This is a genomic window from Aeromicrobium massiliense JC14, assembly GCF_000312105.1.
Lineage (GTDB): Bacteria > Actinomycetota > Actinomycetes > Propionibacteriales > Nocardioidaceae > Aeromicrobium > Aeromicrobium massiliense.
On sequence record NZ_HE978638.1, the window covers coordinates 696490 to 710024 of the forward strand.

Annotated in this window: 17 protein-coding genes and 1 riboswitch; of the genes, 16 read left to right on the forward strand and 1 reads right to left on the reverse strand. The window is 73.0% G+C overall.

Annotation, left to right across the window (positions count from 1 at the left end):
* Positions 1–138 precede the first annotated feature (138 nt).
* From fmt to HGAM_RS16250, 11 genes are all read left to right on the forward strand, one after another.
* Positions 139–1077 carry a methionyl-tRNA formyltransferase gene (gene fmt, locus HGAM_RS16200; protein ID WP_019146551.1) on the forward strand — a complete coding sequence of 313 codons (939 nt, stop codon included), beginning with the start codon at positions 139–141 and terminating at the stop codon, positions 1075–1077.
* 25 nt (positions 1078–1102) lie between these two features.
* Positions 1103–2398, forward strand: a complete 1296-nt coding sequence (locus HGAM_RS16205; RefSeq protein WP_019146552.1) for an RsmB/NOP family class I SAM-dependent RNA methyltransferase — start codon at positions 1103–1105, stop codon at positions 2396–2398.
* 106 nt (positions 2399–2504) lie between these two features.
* On the forward strand, positions 2505–3173 hold the full coding sequence (gene rpe / locus HGAM_RS16210; protein WP_019146553.1) for a ribulose-phosphate 3-epimerase: 669 nt from the start codon (positions 2505–2507) through the stop codon (positions 3171–3173).
* Between the two features lie 188 nt (positions 3174–3361).
* Positions 3362–3490: riboswitch (FMN riboswitch) on the forward strand.
* Positions 3491–3570: 80 nt separating this feature from the next.
* On the forward strand, positions 3571–4614 hold the full coding sequence (gene ribD, locus HGAM_RS19835; RefSeq protein WP_019146554.1) for a bifunctional diaminohydroxyphosphoribosylaminopyrimidine deaminase/5-amino-6-(5-phosphoribosylamino)uracil reductase RibD: 1044 nt from the start codon (positions 3571–3573) through the stop codon (positions 4612–4614).
* Entirely contained in the window at positions 4614–5237 is a 624-nt protein-coding gene (locus HGAM_RS16220) for a riboflavin synthase (RefSeq protein WP_019146555.1), read from the forward strand. The genes ribD and HGAM_RS16220 overlap by 1 nt, the downstream gene beginning before the upstream one ends.
* Entirely contained in the window at positions 5234–6475 is a 1242-nt protein-coding gene (locus HGAM_RS16225) for a bifunctional 3,4-dihydroxy-2-butanone-4-phosphate synthase/GTP cyclohydrolase II (RefSeq protein ID WP_019146556.1), read from the forward strand. The genes HGAM_RS16220 and HGAM_RS16225 overlap by 4 nt, the downstream gene beginning before the upstream one ends.
* A complete protein-coding gene (gene ribH / locus HGAM_RS16230) occupies positions 6472–6942 on the forward strand; it encodes a 6,7-dimethyl-8-ribityllumazine synthase (protein WP_019146557.1) in 471 nt (156 codons plus the stop codon). Before HGAM_RS16225 ends, ribH begins: the two co-directional genes overlap by 4 nt.
* Before the next feature lie 21 nt (positions 6943–6963).
* Positions 6964–7227 (forward strand): phosphoribosyl-ATP diphosphatase, encoded by a 264-nt coding sequence (locus HGAM_RS16235; protein WP_019146558.1) that lies wholly within the window; start codon positions 6964–6966, stop codon positions 7225–7227.
* A gap of 48 nt (positions 7228–7275) precedes the next feature.
* The gene (gene hisG / locus HGAM_RS16240; RefSeq protein WP_019146559.1) at positions 7276–8121 is read left to right on the forward strand and encodes an ATP phosphoribosyltransferase; all 846 of its coding nucleotides are present in this window, start codon (positions 7276–7278) and stop codon (positions 8119–8121) included.
* Between the two features lie 2 nt (positions 8122–8123).
* Entirely contained in the window at positions 8124–8540 is a 417-nt protein-coding gene (locus HGAM_RS16245) for a PH domain-containing protein (protein WP_020692364.1), read from the forward strand.
* Positions 8537–9013, forward strand: coding sequence for an SseB family protein (locus HGAM_RS16250; protein WP_019146561.1), 477 nt, complete (start codon positions 8537–8539; stop codon positions 9011–9013). The genes HGAM_RS16245 and HGAM_RS16250 overlap by 4 nt, the downstream gene beginning before the upstream one ends.
* Here HGAM_RS16250 and HGAM_RS16255 read toward each other — a convergent pair.
* The gene (locus HGAM_RS16255) at positions 9010–10005 is read right to left on the reverse strand and encodes a GNAT family N-acetyltransferase (protein WP_019146562.1); all 996 of its coding nucleotides are present in this window, start codon (positions 10003–10005) and stop codon (positions 9010–9012) included. The genes HGAM_RS16250 and HGAM_RS16255 overlap by 4 nt on opposite strands.
* Positions 10006–10285: 280 nt before the next feature.
* Between HGAM_RS16255 and infC the strand changes: the two genes are divergently transcribed.
* The 5 genes from infC to HGAM_RS16280 are packed head-to-tail and all read left to right on the forward strand — an operon-like array spanning position 10286 to position 13522.
* On the forward strand, positions 10286–10987 hold the full coding sequence (gene infC / locus HGAM_RS16260; RefSeq protein WP_020692365.1) for a translation initiation factor IF-3: 702 nt from the start codon (positions 10286–10288) through the stop codon (positions 10985–10987).
* A gap of 1 nt (position 10988) precedes the next feature.
* The gene (rpmI, locus tag HGAM_RS16265; protein WP_019146564.1) at positions 10989–11183 is read left to right on the forward strand and encodes a 50S ribosomal protein L35; all 195 of its coding nucleotides are present in this window, start codon (positions 10989–10991) and stop codon (positions 11181–11183) included.
* Between the two features lie 32 nt (positions 11184–11215).
* On the forward strand, positions 11216–11608 hold the full coding sequence (gene rplT, locus HGAM_RS16270) for a 50S ribosomal protein L20 (RefSeq protein WP_019146565.1): 393 nt from the start codon (positions 11216–11218) through the stop codon (positions 11606–11608).
* Between the two features lie 22 nt (positions 11609–11630).
* Positions 11631–12449: a TrmH family RNA methyltransferase gene (locus tag HGAM_RS16275; protein WP_019146566.1), complete on the forward strand. Its 819-nt coding sequence runs from the start codon at positions 11631–11633 to the stop codon at positions 12447–12449.
* Between the two features lie 26 nt (positions 12450–12475).
* Positions 12476–13522, forward strand: a complete 1047-nt coding sequence (locus tag HGAM_RS16280; protein ID WP_019146567.1) for a sensor histidine kinase — start codon at positions 12476–12478, stop codon at positions 13520–13522.
* The last annotated feature ends 13 nt before the right edge of the window (positions 13523–13535 follow it).

Sequence of the window (13535 nt, forward strand, 5' to 3'; positions counted from 1 at the left end):
GGCGTCCACGCGGACGGCGTGGCGGTGAGCATGCGTCCAGCGGACGCTCCGAGGTGGACGCTCGTTCACCGCCACCCGGCAGGAGCACGCCCGACCGCCCCGGGATGGGATGGGGGACCGCCGACTAGGCTCGCCCGGGTGAGACTCGTCTTCGCCGGCACCCCGGACACCGCCCTCCCAGCCCTGGAGGCGCTCGTCGCCAGTCGCCACGAGGTCGTCGCGGTCGTGACCCGTCCCGACGCCCCGTCCGGCCGCGGCCGCCGCCTCGAGGAGTCGCCGGTCGCCGCCCGCGCCCGCGAGCTCGGCATCGAGGTGCTCAAGCCGGCCAAGCCGTCCGACCCGGCGTTCATGGACCGGCTGCGCGAGCTCGAGCCGGACTGCTGCCCGGTCGTCGCCTACGGTGCGCTGCTCAAGCAGGACGCCCTCGACGTCCCGCAGCACGGCTGGATCAACCTGCACTTCTCGGTGCTGCCGAACTGGCGAGGCGCCGCCCCGGTGCAGTGGTCGCTGATGGCCGGTGACGAGGTCACGGGCGCGACCGTCTTCCGCATCGTGCAGGAGCTCGACGCCGGCCCGGTGCTCGGCGTCATCACCGAGCGCATCCGCGACACCGACACCGCCGGCGACCTGCTCGCCCGGCTGGCCGACGGGGGAGCGCGGCTGCTCGTCGACGCGCTCGACCACGTCGAGGACGGCGACATCTCGCCGATCGCCCAGCAGGAGGAGGGCGTCAGCTACGCCCCGAAGCTCACCACCGGCGACGCCCGCGTCGACTGGACGCGTCCGGCGTTCGCGATCGACCGCCAGGTCCGCGGCTGCACGCCCGCCCCCGGTGCGTGGACCATGCTGGAGCAGGGCGACGACGAGCCGCTGCGCATCAAGCTCGGCCCGGTGACGGTCAGCGACGAGCGCACGCTCGAGCCCGGACGCCTGAGCGTCGGCAAGCGCGAGGTGCGGGTCGGCACGGGCACGACCGACGTCGTCCTGGGCGAGCTGCAGGCCCACGGCAAGAAGCGGATGGTCGCTGCCGACTGGGGCCGCGGCGTCTCGCTCGGCCCGGATGCGAGGCTCGTCTGATGACCCGCGAGCGAGGAGAGTCCCGATGAGCGTCGACCTGGCCCGGCTGACCGCGTTCGAGGCGCTGCGTGCCGTCGACGAGCGCGACGCCTACACGAACCTCGTCCTGCCGGCGATGCTCACCGAGCGCGGGCTGACCGGACGCGACGCCGCGCTCGTCACCGAGCTCGTGCACGGCACGCTGCGCCGGCGCGGGACGTACGACGCGGTCCTCGACCAGGTCGCCAAGCAGGGCGTGGCCAAGATCGACCCGCCGGTGCTGGACGCGCTGCGGCTGGGCACGCACCAGCTGCTGAGCATGCGGGTGCCGTCGCACGCCGCGGTGTCCACGACGGTCGACCTCGTCCGCCGCCAGGTCGGGCACAAGCCGACCGCGTTCGTGAACGCGGTGCTGCGCAAGGTCGCGCGGCGCGGACTGGGCGACTGGCTGGACCTCGTCGGCGCCGGGCTGTCCGAGACCGAGCGGCTGGCCGTCGTCGAGTCGCACCCGGCCTGGATGGTCGAGGCGCTCGGGCGGGCGCTCGAGGTCGGTGGTCGCGACCGCGCCGAGCTGACCGCGCTGCTCGAGGCCGACAACGCGTCCCCGCGCGTCACGCTCGTGGCCCGCCCGGGGCTCGTCGAGCCGGACGCCCTGCCGGGCGATCCCGGGAAGCTGTCGCCGTACGCCCGCGTGCTCGACGGCGGCGTGCCCGGCGACCTGCCCGAGATCCGCGACGGGCGCGCCGGCGTGCAGGACGAGGGCTCGCAGATGGTCGCCCTCACCGCCGTGGACGCCGTGGTCGAGGGCCGCGACGAGCGGTGGCTCGACCTCTGCGCCGGTCCCGGTGGCAAGGCTGCGTTGCTGGGCGCGATCGCCGCCCAGCGCGGTGCCCACCTGGTCGCCAACGAGGCGCAGGAGCACCGGGCCGAGCTGGTCCGCAAGACCGTCCGCCAGCTGCCCGACGTCGAGGTCACCGTGCACGACGGACGCGAGGGTCCGTGGGAGCCGGGCTCGTTCGACCGCGTGCTCGTCGACGCGCCGTGCACCGGCTTGGGGGCGCTGCGTCGCCGGCCGGAGTCGCGCTGGCGGCGCAGGGCCGAGGACGTCCCCGAGTTGGTGACGCTGCAGGTGGAGCTGCTCGGCCGCGCGCTGTCGCTCGTCCGACCTGGTGGCGTCGTGGTCTACGCGACCTGCTCGCCGCACCCGGAGGAGACCGTCGGCGTCGTCGAGGCCGCGACCGCGTCCGGCGTCGCCGAGCTCGAGGACGTCCGGCGCTGGTGGCCGCACGTCGACGGCACCGACGCGATGTTCGCCGCCGTCCTGCGCCGCACCTCCGCGTAGGGGCTCACCTCCTCGCTGAGGGTGACGTTGTGTACGCGACACGCCGAGGAAGGCGTACACAACGTCACGCTGAGCGCAAGGGCGAGGCACCGCTAGGCTCCGGCGCATGGGCATCCAGATCACCCCCAGCCTGCTCAACGCCGACTTCGCGAACCTCGCCGCCGAGGCCGCGCGCATCCCCGGCGCCGACTGGCTGCACATGGACGTCATGGACAACCACTTCGTGCCCAACCTGACGCTGGGCGCGCCGGTCATCGAGGCGCTCGCGAAGGCGGCCGACCAGCCGATCGACGCGCACCTGATGATCGAGGAGCCCGACCGCTGGGCGCCGCAGTTCGTCGAGGCCGGCGCCGGCAGCGTCACCTTCCACGTGGAGGCGGCGCAGGCGCCCGTCCGCCTGGCCCGCGAGATCCGCGCCCAGGGCGCCCGCGCGTCCATGGCGCTGAAGCCGGCCACGCCGATCGAGCCGTACGCCGACCTGCTGCCCGAGCTCGACATGGTGCTCGTCATGACCGTCGAGCCCGGCTTCGGCGGGCAGAAGTTCCTCGACCTGTGCCTGCCCAAGATCCGCCGCACCCGCGAGCTCATCCAGCGCTCCGGAGGCGAGGTCTGGCTGCAGGTCGACGGCGGCGTCTCGCTCGAGACGATCGAGCGCTGCGCCGAGGCCGGCGCGGACGTCTTCGTGGCCGGCTCGGCCGTGTTCGGCGCGGACGACCCCGAGGCCATGGTCGCCGCCCTGCGCGACAAGGCCGTCGCCGCCTGCACCCACGGCTGACCGCCGATCGCTCGCAGGAGTGGTGACGTAGCAACCGGATCGGGGGTCCACACGGTTGCCAGGTCACCGCTGGCCGCGGCGTGACGTTGCCAGGTCACCGCTCCGGGGCTCGATGAGCCACCTGACGAGACGCCCGGCGACCGCCTGGGGCGACGGGCTAGACTCACCGGCGTAACGAGCTTCACGCTCGCGTGCTCCGGGGTCGGTGCAATTCCGAGCCGGCGGTGACAGTCCGCGACCCGCACGTCCCAGGACGTGCGGTTGAACCGGTGGGATTCCGGTACCGACGGTGAAAGTCCGGATGGGAGGTGCACGCGGTCGTCGACGTCCGGGCTGTCCCGGACGTCCCCGACCGAGGTCCCGGAGTCCGCGCGCCCGATCGCGACCGGAGGGACCGATGGCCACCGCCACCGACGTCGAGCAGCAGGCGATGAGGCGCGCCCTCGAGGCCGCGCGCAGCATCCCGCGTGCCCTGCCCAACCCGCGGGTCGGCTGCGTGATCCTGTCGCCCGACGGCACGCAGGTCGCCGTTGGCCACCACCGCGGCGCGGGCACCCCGCACGCCGAGGTCGACGCGCTGACGCAGGCCGGCGACGCCGCCCGCGGCGCCACCGCCGTCGTCACGCTCGAGCCGTGCCACCACACCGGCCGCACCGGCCCCTGCACCCAGGCGCTGCTGGACGCCGGCGTCGCCCGCGTCGTCTACGCCCAGTCCGACCCCAACCCGGTCGCCGCCGGGGGAGCGGCCGCGCTGCAGGCCGCGGGGGTCGAGGTCGTCGGCGGCGTGCTCGCCGACGAGGCCACCGAGCTCAACCGGGCCTGGACGCACGCCGTCACCCAGGGACGTCCGTTCGTCACCTGGAAGTACGCCGCCACCCTCGACGGGCTCAGCGCCGCGCCCGACGGCACCAGCAAGTGGATCACCGGCCCGGCCGCGCGCCGCGACGTGCAGCGCTTCCGTGCCGAGTGCGACGCGATCGTCGCCGGCACCGGCGCCGTGCTGGCCGACGACCCGCGCCTCACGGTCCGCGACGAGGACGACATGCCGCTGCCCTACGACCAGCAGCCGCTGCGCGTCGTGGTCGGCGAGACCACGATCCCGCGCTACTACCGGGTCTTCGACCGGGTCGCGCCGACGCTCATGGTGCAGTCGCGCGACCCCGAGGTCGTCCTGGCGAAGCTGCGCGACCACGGCGTCCACCACGCCTGGCTCGAGGGCGGCCCCCGCCTGGCCGGCGCGTTCTGGGCGGCCGGCCTGGTCGACCGCGTCATCGGCTACATCGCCCCCGCGCTGCTCGGCTCCGGTCGCGCCGCCCTGGAGGGCGAGGCCACGACGCTGGCCGACCTGCGCCCCATCGAGATCGACGACCTCACCCGCGTCGGTCCCGACATCCGCATCGTCGGGCGCCCGCAGCGCGCGCCCCGGGAGGAGATGGACTGATGTTCACCGGACTCGTGGAGGAGAAGGGCCGGGTCGTCGCGATCGACGACCTGGGCGACTCCGTCCGCCTCGTGCTCCGCGGCCCCAAGGTCGTCTCGGACGCCGCCCACGGTGACTCCATCGCGGTCAACGGCTGCTGCCTGACCGTCGTGGACCAGCCGGACGCCGAGAGCTTCGCCGTCGACGTCATGCGCGAGTCGCTCGACAAGACGTCCATCGGCGACCTGGCGGTGGGCGACGAGGTCAACCTCGAGCGCGCGGTCGCCGCCGGGCAGCGCCTGGGCGGACACGTCGTCCAGGGCCACGTCGACGGCACCGGACGCGTGCTCGACCGCACCCCCAGCGAGCACTGGGAGGTCGTGCGGTTCAGCGTCCCGGCCGACCTGGCTCGCTACCTGGTGCCCAAGGGCTCCATCACCGTCGACGGCACGTCGCTGACCGTCGTCGACGTGCAGGACGAGGGCCCCGACGGACCCTGGTTCTCCGTCTCGCTCATCCCGGTGACGCTCGCCGACACCGTGCTGGGCACCCGTCGGCCGGGCGACCGCGTCAACCTCGAGGTGGACGTCCTGGCCAAGTACGTCGAGCGGCTCCTCGCCGCGCAGAAGGGAGCGGACGCATGAGCGAGCACGAGAACGTGCGCCTGGACAGCATCGAGCGCGCCATCGCGGACGTCCGCGACGGCAAGGCGATCGTCGTCGTGGACGACGAGGGCCGCGAGAACGAGGGCGACATCATCTTCGCCGCGAGCAAGGCGACGCCGGCGCTCATGGCGTTCCTGGTGCGCCACTCCAGCGGCCTGGTGTGCGCGCCGGTGGTGGGGGAGATCCTCGACCGGCTGGCGATCCCGCTCATGACGCCGCACAACCGCGACCCGCTGCGCACCGCGTACACCGTCTCGATCGACGCCCGCGACGGCGTGACGACCGGCATCTCGGCCGCCGACCGCGCTCGCACCTGCCGGATGCTGGCCGACTCGGCCACCGAGCCGTTCGAGCTCGTGCAGCCGGGCCACATCGTGCCGCTGCGCGCCAAGCCCGGGGGAGTGCTGGAGCGTCCCGGCCACACCGAGGCCGCGGTCGACTTCGCCCGCCTGGCCGGGCTCACCCCCGCCGGTGTCATCGGCGAGGTCATGAACGACGACGGCACGCTCATGCGCGCCCCGCAGCTGCGCGAGTTCGCCGACGAGCACGGCCTGGCCCTGGTCTCGATCGAGGACCTGCAGGTCTACCGCCGGCTGCACGAGAGCCAGGTCGACCGTCTGGCCACGACCCGCCTGCCCACCGAGTTCGGCGAGTTCACCGCGCTGGGCTACCGCGACCGGGTCAGCGGGGCCGAGCACATCGCGCTCGTCCACGGCGACCTGGGCCGCGAGGGCGTGCTCACCCGCCTGCACTCCGAGTGCCTCACCGGCGACGTCTTCGGCTCGCACCGCTGCGACTGCGGTCCGCAGCTGCAGGCGTCCATGGCCGCCATCACCGCCGAGGGCGCGGGCGTCGTCATCTACCTGCGCGGGCACGAGGGCCGCGGCATCGGCCTGCTGCACAAGCTGCAGGCCTACGCGCTGCAGGACGAGGGACGCGACACCGTCGACGCGAACCTCGAGCTCGGCTTCGGCGAGGACGACCGCGACTACGCCGCCGGCGCGCAGGTGCTGCGCGACCTCGGCATCGACTCGGTGCGCCTGCTCACCAACAACCCGCTGAAGCAGACCGCGCTCGAGCAGTACGGCGTCAAGGTCGCCGAGCGGATGCCGCTCGTCGTCCGCCCGACCGTCGACAACCTGCGCTACCTGCAGACCAAGGCCGAGCGCATGGGCCACGACCTTCCCAACCTGACCGACCTGGAGGACCTCACATGAGCGGTGCCGGCGCACCCACCCTGACCGTCGACGCGAAGGACGCGCGCGTCGCGATCGTCGCCTCGAGCTGGCACGACGTCGTCATGGACGGCCTGGTCGAGGGCGCCCAGCGCGCCCTGGCCGACGCCGGCGTCGAGGACGCGCACCTGGTGCGCGTCGCCGGCTCGTTCGAGCTGCCGCTCGTCGCGCAGGCCTACGCCAAGCACGGCTACGACGCCGTCATCGCGCTGGGCGTCATCATCCGCGGCGGCACCCCGCACTTCGAGTACGTGTGCGCGGCGGCCACCGACGGCCTGGCTCGCGTCGCGCTCGACACCGGCGTCCCGGTCGGCTTCGGCCTGCTGACCTGCGACACCGAGGAGCAGGCGATCGACCGCGCGGGCCTGCCCGAGAGCCGCGAGGACAAGGGCCGCGAGGCGGTCGAGGCGGCGCTGTCCACGTGGGCGCTGCTCCGTCGCGTCGGCTGACGACCTAGGATCGTGAGCGCTATGAAGACCTTCGACACGCTGTTCGCCGAGCTGGCCGACAAGGCCGCCACCCGTCCCGAGGGCTCGCGCACCGTCGCCGAGCTGGACGCCGGCGTCCACCAGATCGGCAAGAAGCTCGTCGAGGAGGCCGCCGAGTCCTGGATGGCCGCCGAGCACGAGGGCAAGGAGCGCACGGCCGAGGAGCTGAGCCAGCTGCTCTACCACGCGCAGGTGATGATGCTGGCCGCCGGCATCTCGCTGGAGGACGTGTACGCGCATCTGTGAGGGGCTGACCCCCGTCACCGACCGCACCCCTCTACCGCAAGGAATCTGATGCTCAAGGTCGCCGTCCCCAACAAGGGAGCCCTCGCCGAGGCCGCCTCCCTCATGCTGACCGAGGCGGGCTACCGCCAGCGCCGCACCTCCAAGGACCTCGTCGCCGTCGACGCCGACAACGAGGTCGAGTTCTTCTACCTGCGTCCCCGCGACATCGCCATCTACGTCGGCGAGGGCACCCTGGACGTCGGCCTCACCGGCCGCGACCTGCTGCTCGACTCCGGCGCGAACGCCACGGAGCAGGCGTCCCTCGGCTTCGGCGGCTCGACCTTCCGCTGGGCGGCCCCGGCCGGCGCGATGAGCGACGTCCGCGACCTCGCCGGCGCGCGCATCGCCACGTCCTACCCCGGCATCGTGCAGCCGTACCTGGCCGAGCGCGGCATCGACGCCTCGGTCGTCCGCCTCGACGGCGCGGTCGAGTCGTCCATCCGGCTCGGCGTCGCCGACGCGATCGCCGACGTCGTCGAGACCGGCAGCACGCTGCGCCAGGCCGGCCTGGAGGTCTTCGGCGAGCCGATCCTGTCGTCGGAGGCGGTGCTCATCACCCGCACCGGCGCCGACGAGCCGGCCGGCTACGGCACCTTCAAGCGCCGCCTCGACAGCGTCCTGGTCGCGCGGACCTACGTGATGATGGACTACGACATCCGCGTCGAGCACGTCGAGAAGGCGGTCGAGCTGACCCCCGGCATCGAGTCGCCGACGGTGTCCCCGCTGCACCGCGAGGGCTGGGTCGCGGTGCGCTCGATGGTGCCGCGCGAGGCGAGCCAGCGCGTCATGGACGACCTCTACGCCCTCGGCGGCCGAGGCATTCTCGTCACCGACATCCTGAGCTGCCGGATCTGACGATGGCCGCCCCGACCCGCACGTTCCGTCCGGTGGGCGCCCGCGTCGTGGCCTACGTCGTCGCGGTGCTCGTCGTCGTCCTGTCGGCCTTCATCGGCGTGGCGCTGCCCGACTTCGTCGAGTGGCACGTCTCGGAGGTCGTCACGATGGCGCTGCTGCTGGTCGGCGTGCTCGCCGGCCTGCACGCCATCGGACGCAGCAAGGTCGTCGTGGACGACGAGGCGCTGCACGTCACCAACGGCTTCCGCACCCGGCACGTGCCCTGGTCGGACGTCGCGGGGTTCGCCATGAACTCCGGCGCCCCCTGGCCGACGCTGGTCACCAAGGACGACGAGCGGGTCATGCTGTTCGCCATCCAGGGCAGCGACGGCGCGGCCGCCGCCGAGTCGGTGGCCTGGCTGCGGAGCCGGGTCCGATGACCCACCGTCCCTCGCTGGCCGAGCCCGCGTTCCCCGGCGACGACGGTGAGGTCTACCCGGAGCTCGCCGAGGCGCTCGGCGACCCCGCCCGGGTGCTCGCCGTGCTCGGCTCGGTCCGGCTGTTCGTGCCGATCGTCGCGATGCTGGGCGAGGACCACGTGCCCGGCCAGGGCGACAAGAATGCCGAGATGGCCGCGGTGCTCATGACCGGAGCCGACGGCCGCAAGGGCCTGCTGGCGTTCAGCTCGCTGGCCACGATGGCGCGCTGGAACCCCGACGCCCGGCCGGTGCCGGTGTGGGGGCAGGCCGCCGCGATCTCCGCCCTCGACGAGGGCGCCGACGCGATCCTGCTCGACCTGGCCAGCCCGCACTTCCAGCCGATCGACGGCGACGACGTGCGCCAGCTCGCTGCCGGCCGCGCGCTGGTGCGTACCGCCGCCGGGCTCGCCTGGGTCGAGTCGCGCGAGGCCTAGAGCGGGCGCACGCCGCGCAGGGGCACGGTGACGTGCACCTGTCCCTCGCGTCGCTCCACGCGGGCGACGAAGCCGGCGTTCCCGACCGTGCGCAGCAGCGTGTCGTTGCCGCGACCGCTGACCAGCGTGAGGTGCTCGGCCCCCTCGGCCTTGGCCCGTCCGGCCGCGTGCTTGAGCAGCTGCGTCCCGAGGCCACGGCCCTGCCAGGCGTCCTCGACCAGCATCTGCAGCGTCCACCCGGCGTCGCCCCGCTCGAGGACGCCGTGGCCGACGAGGTCCAGCCCGACCTGCACGGCCAGGCCGTGCCCGTGCTCGGGCAGGACGAGCCGGCGGGCGAACCGCGTGGCCACCGGCATACGCAGCGGCGTCTCGTAGCGCCGGTAGAGCGTCGCGACGCTGCAGCGTCCGTGCAGGGCGGCCACGGCGTCGATGTCGGCCAGCGTCGTCTCGCGCACCAGGGGAGCGTCGCCCAGCGCGGACGGGGCGATGAGCGGCACGTCCGCGCCGGCGTCGCCGAGCAGCGACACCAGCGCCTGCGCCCGCGCTCGCTCGACCGGGGTGAAGGCGAAGGCCCGGCTGATCCGCAGCGTGGTGCCGTCGCGCCGGGTCAGGTCGAGCACGTCGTGCCCGCTGTAGTCGGCGACGTCGGGGGGCTGGGTGCCGAGCAGCTCGGCGAGCACGTCCTCGACCGGGCGTCCCTCGTCCAGCACCAGCCGCACCGCGTCCAGGTAGGACGTCGTGGGGTCCGCGAGCGACGACGCGCCCAGGCGCACCACGACGACGTCCTCGCCGCCGGCCTTCTCGAACAGGTCGGCCACCCGCAGGTCGTCCCAGCCGTCCGGGGCGGTGACGACCAGCTCGTCGGTGACCCGGGGCGAGGTCGGGAAGACCTGCATCGAGACGATGTTGACGCCCGCGTCGCCACAGGCGGTCGCGACCCGGGCCAGGTCCCCGGGCCGGTCGGGCAGGGTCGTCCGCACGCGCCACGTCATGGCACCCAGCGTGCGCCGGGCAGGTTTCGCCCGCGGTCGCGACGTGTTTCGGCCGTGCAACAGGGCGGATTTCGTGTCGGCAGGTGCCCCTGCTACGCTTGGCTGTCGAAGTGGAGTCCACCTCCCACCTGTCCGGCTGAGATGCCGGAGGGTCTCGCCGGACCAGCGTCATTCGGTCCGGCCCGTGCAGGGCGTCCCTCGGGGCGTCCTGGTCCTGGTGGCCTCCGTCTTCGACGGAGGCCTTTCTCTTTGGTACGGCCTCCACCCTGTTGATCGAACCTTGGAGGCACCTATCAGCAACGAGCTGCGCGTCAACGACCGGATCCGCGTGCCCGAAGTGCGTCTGGTCGGACCGAACGGCGAGCAGGTGGGCATCGTCCGGATCGAGGACGCCCTGCGGCTCGCCGCGGAGGCCGACCTCGACCTCGTCGAGGTGGCTGCGACCGCGCGCCCGCCGGTCTGCCGCCTGATGGACTACGGCAAGTTCAAGTACGAGAACGCCCAGAAGGCCCGTGAGTCCCGGCGCAACCAGACGAACACCATCATCAAGGAGATGAAGCTCCGCCCGAAGATCGACCAGCACGACTACGACACCAAGAAGGGTCACGTCGTGCGGTTCCTCAAGGGTGGGGACAAGGTCAAGATCACGATCATGTTCCGTGGTCGCGAGCAGCACCGCCCCGAGCTGGGCTACCGGCTGCTGCAGCGCCTCGCCGGCGACGTGGAGGACCTCGGCTTCATCGAGTCCAACGCCCGCCAGGACGGACGCAACATGACGATGGTCCTGGCCCCGCACAAGAAGAAGTCCGAGGCCCAGGCCGAGGTGAAGGCAGCGAAGGCCGAGTCCACCGCCGCCAAGACCGCCGAGCGCGAGGCCGAGGAAGCCGCCGACAAGGCGCACCGCGAAGCCCAGAAGACCACTGCGACGCCGAAGAAGCCCCGTCGTCGCTCCGAAAACCTCGACCCAGACATGGAGGCATGAGATGCCGAAGTTCAAGCCGCACTCGGGCATGAAGAAGCGCGTCAAGAAGACCGGTTCGGGCAAGCTCCGTCGCGAGCAGACCGGCCGACGACACCTGCTGGAGCACAAGCCCAGCACGCGCACGCGTCGTCTCGACGGCACGGTGGACGTCGCCAAGGCGGACACCAAGCGCGTCAAGAAGATGCTCGGCCTCTGATCCTCTTTCCCTGAACCACTAAGGAGCACCCCATGGCACGCGTCAAGCGTTCCGTCAACGCGCAGAAGAAGCGCCGCGAGACCCTCGAGCGCGCGTCGGGCTACCGCGGCCAGCGCTCGCGCCTGTACCGCAAGGCCAAGGAGCAGGTCACCCACTCGCTGGTCTACAACTACCGTGACCGCAAGGCGAAGAAGGGCGAGTTCCGCAAGCTCTGGATCCAGCGCATCAACGCTGCGGTCCGCGCTGAGGGCATGACCTACAACCGCTTCATCCAGGGCATCAAGGCCGCGGGTGTCGAGGCTGACCGCAAGATCCTGGCCGACCTGGCCGTGAACGACCCGGCCGCGTTCTCCGCGCTCGTCGAGCTGGCCAAGAACAGCCTGCCCGAGGACGTCAACGCGCCCAAGGATCCCGCTGCGGCCTGACGCCCGGCGCGACCCGCACGAGATGGCGAGCCCCGACGTCCTGACCGTCCGCTCCGGACGGATCAGGACGGCCCGGCGGCTCGCCACTCGTGCGTTCAGGGAGAAGACGCGCGAGTTCCTCGCGGAAGGGCCCCAGGCCGTCCGCGAGGCCCTCGGCGTTCCCGGCGTCGTCCGCGAGGTGTACGCCACGGCGGACGCGACCGACTCCCACCCCGACCTGACGGCCGCGGCGCACGACGCGCAGGTCGCCTGGCACGTCGTCGGCGAGGACGTCGTCGAGGCGCTCAGCGACACCGTGCAGCCGCAGGGCGTCGTCGCCCGCTGCGGGTTCGTCGAGACCGAGCTGGACGCCGTGCTGGCCGAGCCGGTCCGCTTCGTCGTCGTGTGCGCCGAGATCCGCGACCCGGGCAACGCGGGCGCGGTCATCCGCTGCGCGGACGCGGCCGGGGCCGACGCCGTCGTGCTGGCCGGCGACTCGGTCGACCCGTACAACCCCAAGGCCGTGCGCGCGTCCGTGGGCAGCCTGTTCCACCTGCCGGTCGTCCGCGACCGCGACACCGCGAGCGTGCTGGCCAGCCTGCAGGAGGCCGGCCTCCAGGTGCTGGCCGCCGACGGGGCAGGGGAGCGCGAGCTGCACGAGCCGGGCCTCGACCTGGCCCGTCCCACCGCCTGGCTCATGGGCAACGAGGCCTGGGGGCTCCCCGAGGCGACCCGGGCCCTGGCCGACGAGGTCGTCCGCGTGCCGATCTACGGACGCGCCGAGAGCCTCAACCTGGCCACCGCTGCCGCCGTCTGCCTGTACGCGACCGCTTACGCCCAGCGCTCCGGTGGGCTAGCGTGACCGCGAGCACGGGGGGTGTTCACGGAGTGACTGACGTCGATCTCGACGAGCTGCCGGACGGACTGATCGTCGCCGGGCCCGACGGCCGGGTGGAGTACGTCAACGGGTTCGTGCGCCAGCTCGCGCGCGCCAAGGGCGACGAGATGCTGGGCATGCACCTGGCCGACGCCCTGCCCTTCGACGACCTCAACGGCCACTCCTGGCTGGACTGCGTCGACCCTTACGGCGGGCTGGCCACGCGCACCCGCATCTCCGAGCAGTCGTGGTGGTCGCCGCGCGGCAGCGAGTACCTCATCACCGCGCGGCTCGTGCGCGAGAAGCCGCTGGGCCCCGTCGTGCGCCTCGTGGTGTCCGTGCGCAACGCCCGCATCCGCAACCAGCGCGACCGCGAGCGCTCCGACCTCATCGCCACCGTGGCGCACGAGCTCCGCTCGCCGCTCACCGGCATCAAGGGCTTCGTCTCCACCCTGCTGACCAAGTGGGACCGCTTCTCCGACGAGCAGAAGCAGTTCATGCTCGCCACCGTCGACGCCGACGCCGATCGCCTGACCCGGCTCATCACCGAGCTGCTCGACGCCGCCCGCATCGACTCCGGACGCCTGACGCTGCGGCGCGGCCCGGTGCAGCTGGACGAGCTCGCGTCGCGGGTCGTCGACAGCGTCTTCGTGGCCAGTGGCTGGGACGGCGAGGTCGAGGTCACCGGTGACGTGCCGGTCGTGTGGGGCGACGCCGACCGCATCACCCAGGTGCTGACGAACCTGGTCGAGAACGCCGTGCGCCACGGCAAGGGACTGCGGGCGCTCCTCGTGCGCCCGGAGGTCCACGACGGCGAGACGGGCGTGCGCGTGCTCGTGCGCGACAGCGGCCCCGGCATCCCCGAGGAGTCGCGCATGCGCATCTTCAGCCGCTTCTGGCGCTCGGGCCCCGGCGCCGGCACGGGCCTGGGCATGTACATCGTGCGCGGCATCGTCGACCAGCACGGCGGTCACATCGACGTCGAGGACGCCCCGGGCGGGGGAGCGGAGATCAGCTTCTGGCTCCCGGTCGCCGAGCCCGTCGAGCTCCACGACTGACCCGCGTCCGCGC

Bases quoted from the DNA above. Each gene is read 5' to 3' on its own strand.
- HGAM_RS16245 (WP_020692364.1), top strand. From the start codon at position 8,124: ATGGCCGCCCCGACCCGCACGTTCCGTCCGGTGGGCGCCCGCGTCGTG.
- HGAM_RS16220 (WP_019146555.1), top strand. From the start codon at position 4,614: ATGTTCACCGGACTCGTGGAGGAGAAGGGCCGGGTCGTCGCGATCGAC.
- hisG (WP_019146559.1), top strand. From the start codon at position 7,276: ATGCTCAAGGTCGCCGTCCCCAACAAGGGAGCCCTCGCCGAGGCCGCC.
- HGAM_RS16205 (WP_019146552.1), top strand. From the start codon at position 1,103: ATGAGCGTCGACCTGGCCCGGCTGACCGCGTTCGAGGCGCTGCGTGCC.
- rpe (WP_019146553.1), top strand. From the start codon at position 2,505: ATGGGCATCCAGATCACCCCCAGCCTGCTCAACGCCGACTTCGCGAAC.
- rplT (WP_019146565.1), top strand. From the start codon at position 11,216: ATGGCACGCGTCAAGCGTTCCGTCAACGCGCAGAAGAAGCGCCGCGAG.
- ribH (WP_019146557.1), top strand. From the start codon at position 6,472: ATGAGCGGTGCCGGCGCACCCACCCTGACCGTCGACGCGAAGGACGCG.
- HGAM_RS16250 (WP_019146561.1), top strand. From the start codon at position 8,537: ATGACCCACCGTCCCTCGCTGGCCGAGCCCGCGTTCCCCGGCGACGAC.
- rpmI (WP_019146564.1), top strand. From the start codon at position 10,989: ATGCCGAAGTTCAAGCCGCACTCGGGCATGAAGAAGCGCGTCAAGAAG.
- HGAM_RS16225 (WP_019146556.1), top strand. From the start codon at position 5,234: ATGAGCGAGCACGAGAACGTGCGCCTGGACAGCATCGAGCGCGCCATC.
- HGAM_RS16275 (WP_019146566.1), top strand. From the start codon at position 11,631: ATGGCGAGCCCCGACGTCCTGACCGTCCGCTCCGGACGGATCAGGACG.
- HGAM_RS16235 (WP_019146558.1), top strand. From the start codon at position 6,964: ATGAAGACCTTCGACACGCTGTTCGCCGAGCTGGCCGACAAGGCCGCC.
- HGAM_RS16255 (WP_019146562.1), bottom strand. From the start codon at position 10,005: ATGACGTGGCGCGTGCGGACGACCCTGCCCGACCGGCCCGGGGACCTG.
- ribD (WP_019146554.1), top strand. From the start codon at position 3,571: ATGGCCACCGCCACCGACGTCGAGCAGCAGGCGATGAGGCGCGCCCTC.